General features: G+C 73.6%; 10 protein-coding genes. 3 read left to right on the top strand and 7 right to left on the bottom strand.

The annotated features are described in order from the left end of the window. On the top strand, window positions 1–900 hold a 900-nt coding region (locus tag ABZ914_RS21235), incomplete at its 5' end, for a phytoene desaturase family protein (RefSeq protein ID WP_500195022.1). Window positions 901–943: 43 nt separating this feature from the next. On the opposite strand, the gene ABZ914_RS21240 is transcribed toward ABZ914_RS21235, so the two are convergent. From ABZ914_RS21240 to ABZ914_RS21260, 5 genes are read right to left on the bottom strand one after another with little or no spacing between them, the layout of a single operon-like run. Beyond that, complete coding sequence (locus tag ABZ914_RS21240) at window positions 944–2,122, bottom strand: ABC transporter ATP-binding protein (protein ID WP_433154256.1); 1,179 nt, start codon at window positions 2,120–2,122, stop codon at window positions 944–946. A gap of 9 nt (window positions 2,123–2,131) precedes the next feature. Next, complete coding sequence (locus ABZ914_RS21245) at window positions 2,132–2,962, bottom strand: carbohydrate ABC transporter permease (protein ID WP_500195024.1); 831 nt, start codon at window positions 2,960–2,962, stop codon at window positions 2,132–2,134. Further along, window positions 2,962–3,897: a carbohydrate ABC transporter permease gene (locus ABZ914_RS21250; RefSeq protein ID WP_500195025.1), complete on the bottom strand. Its 936-nt coding sequence runs from the start codon at window positions 3,895–3,897 to the stop codon at window positions 2,962–2,964. Before ABZ914_RS21250 ends, ABZ914_RS21245 begins: the two co-directional genes overlap by 1 nt. Continuing rightward, the gene (locus ABZ914_RS21255) at window positions 3,894–5,171 is read right to left on the bottom strand and encodes an ABC transporter substrate-binding protein (protein WP_500195027.1); all 1,278 of its coding nucleotides are present in this window, start codon (window positions 5,169–5,171) and stop codon (window positions 3,894–3,896) included. The genes ABZ914_RS21250 and ABZ914_RS21255 overlap by 4 nt, the downstream gene beginning before the upstream one ends. Before the next feature lie 14 nt (window positions 5,172–5,185). Next, on the bottom strand, window positions 5,186–6,487 hold the full coding sequence (locus ABZ914_RS21260; protein WP_500195030.1) for an NAD(P)/FAD-dependent oxidoreductase: 1,302 nt from the start codon (window positions 6,485–6,487) through the stop codon (window positions 5,186–5,188). Window positions 6,488–6,771: 284 nt separating this feature from the next. Between ABZ914_RS21260 and ABZ914_RS21265 the strand changes: the two genes are divergently transcribed. Further along, the gene (locus ABZ914_RS21265; RefSeq protein WP_500195031.1) at window positions 6,772–7,206 is read left to right on the top strand and encodes a CBS domain-containing protein; all 435 of its coding nucleotides are present in this window, start codon (window positions 6,772–6,774) and stop codon (window positions 7,204–7,206) included. A 24-nt stretch (window positions 7,207–7,230) separates the two neighbouring features. Here ABZ914_RS21265 and yczR read toward each other — a convergent pair whose 3' ends face one another. Continuing rightward, window positions 7,231–8,682, bottom strand: a complete 1,452-nt coding sequence (gene yczR, locus ABZ914_RS21270; protein WP_500195053.1) for a MocR-like transcription factor YczR — start codon at window positions 8,680–8,682, stop codon at window positions 7,231–7,233. 100 nt (window positions 8,683–8,782) lie between these two features. On the opposite strand from yczR, the gene yczE reads away from it, so the two are divergent. Further along, entirely contained in the window at window positions 8,783–9,409 is a 627-nt protein-coding gene (yczE, locus tag ABZ914_RS21275) for a membrane protein YczE (RefSeq protein WP_500195033.1), read from the top strand. Between the two features lie 48 nt (window positions 9,410–9,457). Here yczE and ABZ914_RS21280 read toward each other — a convergent pair. Next, a partial coding sequence (locus ABZ914_RS21280) for a glycerate kinase (protein ID WP_500195035.1) occupies window positions 9,458–9,961 on the bottom strand: 504 nt, incomplete at its 5' end.

A 9,961-nucleotide genomic window follows, 5' to 3' on the forward strand; every position in this document is an offset into this window, starting at 1 on the left:
CTGGAGGCGCGCGGCGGACGGGTCCGCTGCGGTACGCCCGTGACCTCCGTGATCGTCCGGGACGGGCGCGCGCTCGGAGTCCGGACCGAGGGCGGCGAGGCCGTGCGGGCCGCCAGGGCGGTGCTCGCGGACGTCTCGGCGCCCGCGCTCTACGGCGGGCTGGTCGGCTGGTCCGACCTGCCCGGCTCGCTGCGCGCGGACATGCGGCGCTTCACCTGGGACCACGCCACCTTCAAGGTCGACTGGGCCCTCTCCGGGCCGATCCCGTGGGCCTCGCCGGACGCGGCGCGCGCCGGGACCGTCCACCTGTCCCCCGGCCTGGACGCCATGACCGACTACAGCGGCCACATCGCCACCGGGCGCGTCCCGGCCGAGCCGTTCGCGCTGCTCGGCCAGATGACGACCGCCGACCCGGCCCGCTCCCCCGCCGGCACCGAGTCGGTGTGGGCGTACACGCACGTCCCGCACCGGGTGAAGGGCGACGCCGGCCCCGACGGGATCACCGGCGCCTGGGACGAGCGCGACCGGGACGCCATGGCCCGCCGCGTCGAGGACGTCGTCGAGCGCTTCGCGCCCGGCTTCCGCGACCGCGTCGTCGCCCGCCGGGTCATCGCCCCGCCCGCGTTCGCCGAGCACGACGCCAACCTGCCGGGCGGCGCGCTCAACGGCGGCACGGCGATGATCCACCAGCAGCTGGTGTTCCGGCCCGTCCCCGGGCTCGGCCGCGCCGAGACGCCCGTCGCCGGGCTCTACCTCGCGTCGGCGTCCGCGCACCCGGGCGGCGGCGTGCACGGCGCCTGCGGGGCGAACGCCGCCCGCGCGGCCCTCGCCCACGCCTCGCCCGCGGGCCGCCTCCTCACCCCCGCCCTCCGCTCCCTGAGCACCCTCCTCGCCCCCTGAACCGCGTCGCCTCACGGTGACGAAGCGCGGGCCGGGGACGCGGTCAGACGTGCTCGGTCAGGTTCAGGCCCGTCTCGGGCTCGAAGAGGTGGATGGAGGCCGGGTCGTACTCCAGGTCGAGCATGCGGCCCTCCCGCGCCTCGGACCTCGGGTCCAGGCGCGCGACGATCTGCGCGTGCCGGTGCCCCGGGGAGTGGCCCTGGAACGCGTCCTCGAGGTGCTCGGAGTCGACCACCGTGCCCGGCTCCAGGTCGATGTAGGCGAACTTCTCCGCGCCGAGCGACTCCAGGATCTCGACCCGCCCGCCGAAGCGGAGCTCGCCCACGTCCTGCTCGCGGCGGCGGTCGAGGCTCGCGTCCGCGAACGCCTCCGGCCGCACGCCCATGACCACCCGGTCCGGCGAGTGGTGCGCCTCCAGCGCCCGCCGCATCCGGTCCGACAGCGGGATCTCGCCGAGCACCGAGTGCAGCGCGCCGCCGGAGATGTCGGCGGGCAGGAAGTTCATCGACGGCGAGCCGATGAACCCGGCCACGAACAGGTTGTGCGGATGGTCGTACAGCTCCTCGGGCGTGCCGACCTGCTGGACGATCCCGCGCCGCATCAGCACGATCCGGTCGCCGAGCGTCATCGCCTCGGTCTGGTCGTGCGTGACGTACACGGTGGTCGTGCCGAGCTGGTTCTGCAACCGCGAGATCATCGTGCGCATCTGCACCCGCAGCTTGGCGTCCAGGTTGGACAGCGGCTCGTCCATCAGGAACGCCTTGGGGTTGCGGACGATGGCGCGGCCCATCGCCACCCGCTGCCGCTGCCCGCCCGACAGGTGCGCGGGCCGCCGGTCCAGGAACGGCTCGATCGCCAGGATCCGCGCCGCCTCCTCGATCTTGGCGTTGGCCTCCGCCTTGTTCATCCGGGCGAGCTTCAGCGGGAAGCCGATGTTCTCCCGGACCGTCATGTGCGGGTACAGCGCGTAGGACTGGAACACCATCGCGATGTCGCGCTCGCGGGGCGCCCGGTCGTTGACCCGGCGGCCGTCGATCAGCAGCTCGCCCTCGCTGATGTCCTCCAGCCCCGCGATCATGTTCAGGGTGGTGGACTTCCCGCAGCCGGACGGGCCGACCAGGATGATGAACTCCCGGTCGGCGATCGACAGGTCCAGGTCCTGCACGGCGGTGGTGCCGTCGGGGTAGCGCTTGGTGACCCCGGAAAGGACGATCTCAGCCATCGCGCCGCCTCATCCCTTCACCGCGCCGGACGTCAGCCCGGCCACGATCCGGCGCTGGAACACCAGCACGAACACCACGATCGGCACGGTGATGACGATGGCCGCCGCGGCGATCGACCCGGTCGGGTCCTCGAACTGCGACGACCCCGTGAAGAACGAGATCGTCGCCGGCGCGGTCCGCGCCCGGCTGGAGGACGTCAGCGAGATGGAGAACAGGAAGTCGTTCCAGCACACGATGAACGCCAGGATCGCGGTCGTCACGACACCGGGCGTGGCCAGCGGGACGATGACCCGCCGGAACGCCTGGAACGGCGTGGCGCCGTCCATCTTGGCGGCCTTCTCCAGGTCCCACGGGATCTCCTTGAAGAACGTCGACAGCGTGTAGATGGTCAGCGGCAGCGCGAAGGTGATGTACGGCAGGATCAGGCCCGGCCAGGTGTCGAACAGCCCGAGCGTCCGCTCGATCTCGAACAGCGGCGTGACCAGGGAGATCTGCGGGAACATCGCGATCAGCAGGGACAGCCCGAGCACCAGCGGCTTGCCGGGGAAGTCCAGCCGGGCCACCGCGTACGCGGCCATCGTGCCGATCAGGATCGCGACCAGCGTCGACACCAGCCCGATGCCGATCGAGTTGCCGAGCCCGCGGACGAAGTCCGCGTTGTCGAAGATGCCGCTGTAGTTGCGCAGCGTCCACTTGGTCGGGAAGAACGTGCCGTTGGAGAAGGTCGACGGGTCCTTGAACGACAGCGACGCGATCCACACGACCGGGACCAGCGCGTACAGCAGGACCAGCAGGTTGACCAGGCTCCAGCGGGTGATCCCGCCCGCGGTGCGGTCCATCAGCGCCTCCCGGCGTCGGGCGCGCTCGTGCCGAGCACCTTGACGAACACGAACGCGATCAGGGCGACGGCCAGGAAGATCAGCACCGACATGGTGGAGCCGATGCCGAGGTTCAGCCCGCCGATCAGGTTGTGGTAGGCGATCAGCGACACCGAGCTGGTGTTCTGCGCGCCGTTGGTGAGCACGAAGATGTCGTCGAAGATCCGGAAGGCGTCCAGCGTGCGGAACAGCAGGGCGGCCAGGATCGCCGGCTTCATCAGCGGCAGCGTGATCCGGATGAACCGCTGCCAGGCCGTCGCGCCGTCGGTCGACGCCGCCTTCAGCGCGTCCTCGGGGACCAGCGCCAGCCCCGCCATCAGCAGCAGCGCCATGAACGGGGTCGTCTTCCAGATCTCCGCGAGGATGATGACCCCGATGGCCGGGAAGTGGTCGGTGAGCGGCGCCGACCCCGCCGGAAGCAGCCGCGTGAGGAACCCGGTGCCGGGCGTCCACGCGTACTTCCAGCCGTAGGCGGCGGCGACGGTCACGATCCCGTACGGGATCAGAACCAGGGCCCGCACCAGGCCGCGGCCCACGATCGTCCGGTACATCACCAGCGCGATCACCATGCCGAGGACCAGTTCCACGGCGACGCTGACGACCGTGATGAGGACGGTGACGGCGAACGCGTCCCACCAGAACGAACTGCCCAGCACCGTCGTGTAGTTGTCCACCCCGATCCACGCCTTCCGGGCGGGGAAGCGCAGGTCGAAGCGCTGCAGCGACAGCAGCACCGAGTACACGATCGGCCAGCCGGTGACCGCGATCATCACCACGGCGGCGGGCGCGCACAGCAGCCAGCCGAGCCGCCGCTCCGACCTGCGGTTCGCGCTCGGCACCGCCACCGCCCGGCCCGCCACCGGGATGGCCTCCGTGCTGCTCAACTCCTCGTTCATGGAAGCACCCCCTTGCTCTGCAACGCGTCCGCGATGAGGCCCCGCAGCGAGCGCAGCGTGCGGGGCGGGTCGATGGCCGACGGCGGCGAGAGCCGCACCGCCGTCACCGTCGACACGTTCTGGTAGGTGGGGGTCATGGGGCGGGCGGCGGCGTTCCGGAGCGAGTCGAGGATCGCCTGCCGCATCGGGTACGCCTTCGCCATCCCGGGCGCCCAGTACACCGACTCGACGGCCGGCGGCAGCCCGTCGCTGATCGCCGCGGCGCGCTGGCTCTCCGGGTCCCGCAGGCACAGCGCCGCCTGGAACGCGGCGTCCGGCTGCGCGCTGTAGCGGCTGACGGCGAAGTTCGCCCCGCCGAGCGGCGCGCGCCCGGGCCCGGTGATGCCGGGATAGGGCGCCCACTTGAACTTCTTCGCCAGCTTGGGCTGGAGGCTGGCCATCGACGCGTACACGAACGGCCAGTTGATCTCGTAGGCGCCGCGGCCCGACTCCACCGCCAGCCGCGCGTCGTCCTCCTTGGTGTTGGAGATCGACGGGTCGGCCGCGGCCTTGGACCGGGCGAACGCCCGGATCGTGCGCAGCGCCGTCTCCGCGGACGGGCCGATCTCGACCCGGCGGCCGTCGGGGCTGAGGATCCGCCCGCCGGCGGACGCGACGAGGCTGTTGAACCAGACGACGAGCCCCTCGAACTGCGCGCCGGTGACCTCGCCGTAGTGCGGCTTGCCCGCGGCCGCGAGCCGCTCCGACTCCTTGATCAGCCCCGCCCAGGTGGACGGCGGGTGGGGGATCAGGTCCGAGCGGTACCACAGCAGCTGGACGTTGGTGTTGTACGGAGCCGCGTACAGCCGGCCCTCCCACGTCGCGGTGGCGAGCGGCCCGGGCAGGGTGCCCTTGCGGGCCTCCGCGCCGTACCGGCCCGTCCACTCGCGGATCCAGCCGGCCTCCGCCAGCTCCGCGGTCCAGGTCACGTCGAGGCCGAGGACGTCCAGCCCGGAGTCGCGCGCGGCCAGCCGCCGGACCAGCTGCTCGCGCTGGTCGTCGGCGCCGCGCGGCAGCGTGTTGACGACGATCCGGTACCGGCCGTGCGCCTCCCGGTTGCACCGGGCGGCGATCGCGCCGATGCTCTCCTGCGGCGCGTTGTACAGGTTCACGACACGGGTGCCCGAGGCGCCCGACGCGCAGCCGGCCGCCGTCCCGGCCGCCAGTACGGCCATCAGCACCGCCATCGCGCGGCGCCCGGCGGGCACGCCCGCCGGGGACAGTGCACGCCCCATCGGCAGCGCCCTGGTCACAAGCTGTGTTCGACGTCGACGAGGCTGCTGGTGCGCGGGTCGAGCAGCCCGAGCCGGATCAGGTCGTCGCCGGCCGCGGCGTGGATCAGCCACTGGCCGAGGACCCGCGCCCGCGCCGACACCGACGGGACCGTCACCAGGTGGTAGCCGCGGGTCACGGCCTGCGCGACGATCCCGGTCAGCTCCACCCCGAACGGCCGCGCGACCGCTTGGACGCCGCCGAGGTCGACCACGAGGCCGAGGTCCTTGTGCCGGTACTCGCGGGGCTCGTGGCCGAGCAGCGACGCGGCGACGTTGTGCGCGGCGACGCGGGCCTGCCGGGTGGCGTGCTGCGCCGTCGGCGGGCACACCGCGTCGCCGCCGCGCGTCAGGTCGGGCACGGCGGCCGCGTCGCCGACCGCGTACACGTCGGGGAACTCGGCGAGCCGCAGGTCCGTGCCGACCCGGACCCGGCCGCGGTCGGCGGGCAGGTTCAGCGTGGAGATCACCGGGCTGGGGGTGACGCCGGCCGTCCAGATCGCGGTGCGGCACGGCAGCGTCGTCCCGTCGGTCAGGTGCGCGCAGTGCGGTTCCAGCCGTTCGAGGGTGGTGCCGAGCCGGATGTCGACGCCGCGGCGGCTGAGCAGCCGCATCGCCTCCCGGCCGAGCCGCTCGCCGAGCTCCGGCAGCAGCTTCGGGGCGATGTCGATCAGCGTCCAGGTCAGCAGCGCCGGATCCAGGCGCGGGAACCGGCGCAGCGCCTTGGTGGTGAGCAGCTGCAGGTTCGCGCAGGTCTCCACCCCCGAGTAGCCGCCGCCGACGACCAGGAACCCCAGCCGCGCGGCCCGCTCCGCCGGGTCCATGCTGGCGTTCGCCAGCTCCAGCTGGGCGATCACGTGGTCGCGCAGGTAGACCGCCTCGGCGAGGTTCTTCAGGCCGTGCGCGTGCTCCCGCAGGCCCGGGATGTCGAAGGTGCGGGTCACGCTGCCCGCCGCGAGGACGAGCCGGTCGTAGCGCACCGTCACCTTCGTCCCGTCGATCTTCTCGACGTCGATGGTCCGCTCGTGCAGGTCCGCGCCGCGCACCTTGCCCGGCAGCAGCTGGGTGCGGCCCAGCAGCCGGTGCAGCGGCCCGGCGATGGCGCGCGGGTCCAGCACGCCGGCCGCGACCTGCGGCAGCAGCGGCTGGTACAGCGTGTAGCCGAACGGCGCCACCATCACGATCTCGGCCTTGGCTGGCCGGAGCAGGCGCTCCAGCGCGCGGGCTGTGTTGTAGCCGGCGAAGCCGGCGCCCATGATCACAATTCGCGGTACGGGCACGGCGGGCTCCCTGGTCACCTAGGACGGCCTTCACTGAGTGATCAAGAGACCACATTACGTGACCTGTGATCGGCGTCCACGGACCGGGGTCGGGTGAACACGACCTGTCAGGACGCGCCGGGCATCCCCCGGCGCGTCGCCGGGCCGGTGCCCGTCCGCCACCGGTCCGGAAATGATGTACCGTGCCGGGGTTTTCCCGGACGCCGAACCATGCGACCTTGTCAGGAACAGCCCCCCGGCGGACGCCCCGCCACGGGTCCGATACCGGCACCGGAGCGTGAGCCATGCGGATTCGCGAGATCCTGCGGAGGAAGGGAGACGCGGTGGCGACGGTGACGCCGGACGCCACCGTGCGCCGGCTGCTCGCCGTCCTCGCCGAGCACAACATCGGGGCGGCGGTGGTCTCGCCGGACGGCGCGGCCATCGCCGGCATCGTCACCGAACGCGACGTCGTGCGGCGCATGCACGACCGCGGCGCGGCGCTGCTCGACCACCCCGTGTCCGAGATCATGACCACCGAGGTGCGCACCTGCGGTCCCGGCGACGACGTCGAGGACCTGCGCCGCACCATGACCGAGAACCGGTTCCGGCACGTCCCCGTCGTCGACGGCGGGCGCCTCGCCGGCATCGTCAGCATCGGCGACGTCGTCAAGAGCGCCATCGACGAGCTGGAGAGCGAGCGCGAGCACCTCGTCGACTACATCCAGCGGGCGCCGTGACCGTCCCCCCGCCCTAGGCGCCCGTCAGACGTAGGCGGGCAGGGGGCGAGGCGCCGGGGCCGCCTGCACCTCGCGGTAGGCGTGCGCGAGCCGCTCCACCGCGTCGCGCAGGGTGTCGGGCGGCAGGACGTAGGGCAGGCGGACGTAGTCCTCCAGGACGCCGTCCACCCCGAACACCGGGCCCGCGACGACCCGCACGCCGAGCCGCTCGGCGGTCTCGGCGAGCACGGTGGCGACGGGCGCGCCCAGCCGCACCCACAGGGACATGCCGCCGTCGGGCAGGCGGAACTCCCAGCCGGGCAGCAGCTCCCGCAGCGCCGCGGCGAGCGCGTCCCGGTTGCGCAGCAGCGTCGCCGCGCGCTCGGCCCGCACGTCCTCGATCCGCAGCAGCAGCTCGCGGACGATCAGCTGGTCGAGCACCGGGCTCGCCATGTCGAACGGCTCGCGGGCGAGCACCAGCCGCCGGGCGAGCGGCCCGGTGGTGCGGATCCAGCCGATGCGCAGCCCGCCCCACATCAGCTTGGACGCCGACCCGATGGTGGCGACGCGCCCGCCGGTGTCGCAGGCGGCGACCGGCGGCATGCGCGGCGCGTCCGGGTCGTGTGCGAGGTCGGCGAAGGTCTCGTCGGCGACGACGAACGCGTCCGCGCGGCGCGCCGCGTCGACCAGCGCGGCCCGGTCGTCGGCGGACATCAGCCGGCCGGTCGGGTTGTGGAAGTCGGCGATCGTGTAGGCCATCCGGACGGCGGCCTGCCGCATGCTGCCCGCGACCAGCTCCATGTCCCAGCCCTCGTTCACCCCGACCGGGACGAGCCGGGCGCCGCGCCGGCGCAGCGCGCCCAGCGCGTGCGGGTAGGTCGGGCGCTCCACCATCACCGGGTCGCCGGGCTCCACGAGCGTCTGCGTCAGCAGCGTGAACGCGTGCTGCGCGCCGGTCGTGACGACGATCTGGTCCGGGCGGGTCGGCACGCCGCGCGCCTCGTAGCCCGCGGCGATCACCTCGCGCAGCCCGGCCAGCCCGGCGGGCTCGTAACCGGGGCCGCCGCTGTAGCGGGGCAGCTCCTCCACGGCGGCGGCGACCGCCTCGTTGAAGATCTCCGGGGCGCCGGGCGTCGCGCAGCCGAGGTCGACGAACGCCGGGTCGTCGGGCACCGGGTGCGCCATCCCGTACCGCCCGCCGGGCGGCGGCTCGGCGGACGACATGCGGACCGGCGGCAGCGCCGTCCAGCTCCCGGCGCCCTGCCGGCTCTCGATGTAGCCCTCCTCGCGCAGCCGGTCGTAGGCGGCGGTCACGGTGGTGCGGCTGACGCCGAGCGCGGCGGCGAGGTCCCGCTCGGCGGGCAGCCGGGTCCGCAGCGCGAGCCGGCCGTCGAGGACGAGGGTCCGGACGGCGCGGGCGAGCGCGGCGTAGACGGGACGCTCGCGCGGGACGTCGCCCAGCAGCCGGGCCAGTTGGGTGCCGCTGACGTAACGCATGCTCACACAGACCACTTTCGCATATTGGCCCTGCTATTACCAGGCCACTATCCGGCAGAATAGGGCAGGAATCGGACCTGACACCCCTCTGGAGTAAGAAATGGCCTTGAGGACCCGGCGCCTCGTGCAGCTCTACGCGGGATTGGCCTTGTACGGCTTCGGGATCGCGCTGCAGGTGTCCTCCCGGCTCGGGAACGACCCGTGGGACGTCTTCCACCAGGGCCTGTCCCGCCGGTTCGGGCTGTCGATCGGCACGTGGATCATCATCGCGGGGGCGGTGGTGATGCTCGCATGGATCCCGCTGCGGCAGCGGCCCGGCCTCGGCACGATCAGCAACGTCCTGCTCATCGGCGCGTTCGCCGACCTGTTCCTCTGGCTGCTGCCGAGCCCGGACGCGCTCGCCGCCCGCTGGGCGTTCCTGCTCCTCGGCGTGGTGGCCGGCGGGTTCGCGACCGGCTGCTACATCGGCGCCGGCCTCGGACCGGGCCCGCGCGACGGCCTGATGACCGGCCTGGCCGCGCGGGGGCACTCGATCCGGGTCGTGCGCACCGGGATCGAGCTGGGCGTCCTGGCCGTCGGCTGGCTGCTCGGCGGCACCGTCGGCGTCGGCACCGTCCTGTACGCCGTGGCGATCGGGCCGCTCTCGCACGTCTTCCTGCCGGCCCTGCAGATCAAGACCCCGGAGACCCCGGCGCCTAGCGAGGACCCGGAACCGGTTCCGGCGTGACCGAGGGTGCGGGGCCGAAGCCCCGGTACCCGGAGCGGAGGGCGCCGCTTACCCCGCAGCGGGGGGTGTGGGGGGTCGCCCCACAAAGACACGTACGGCCTGCTCCGCGAGAGCGCTCAGCAGCGGCGCGGCCTCGGCCTTGAGGGCGTCCAGCGTGCGAGGTCCATCGGCGATGCTGAAGGCGGCGGTGAGGCCGAGGGCGTGCAGCTCGTCCAGCGGGCCGGTGACGCCGCCGGCGAGCGCGACGGCGGGGATCGCGCGCCCCCTGGCCAGGGCGGCGACGGCCGAGACCACCTTCCCGCCGGCGCTCTGTCCGTCCACCCGTCCCTCGCCCGTGATCACGAGGTCGGCGCCGTCCAGCGCGCCGTCCAGGCCGACGGCCTCGGCGACGAGCCGCGCGCCGGGGGACGGCTCGGCGCCGAACACGCCGACCAGGCCGCCGCAGGTGCCGCCGGCCGCGCCGGCGCCGGGCAGGTCGTGGACGCGGACGCCGAACCGCCCGGCGACCACGTCGGCGAACCGGGCGAGCGCCGCGTCCAGCTCGCGGACCAG

The organism is Spirillospora sp. NPDC046719 (genome assembly GCF_040645715.1).
Lineage (GTDB): Bacteria > Actinomycetota > Actinomycetes > Streptosporangiales > Streptosporangiaceae > Spirillospora.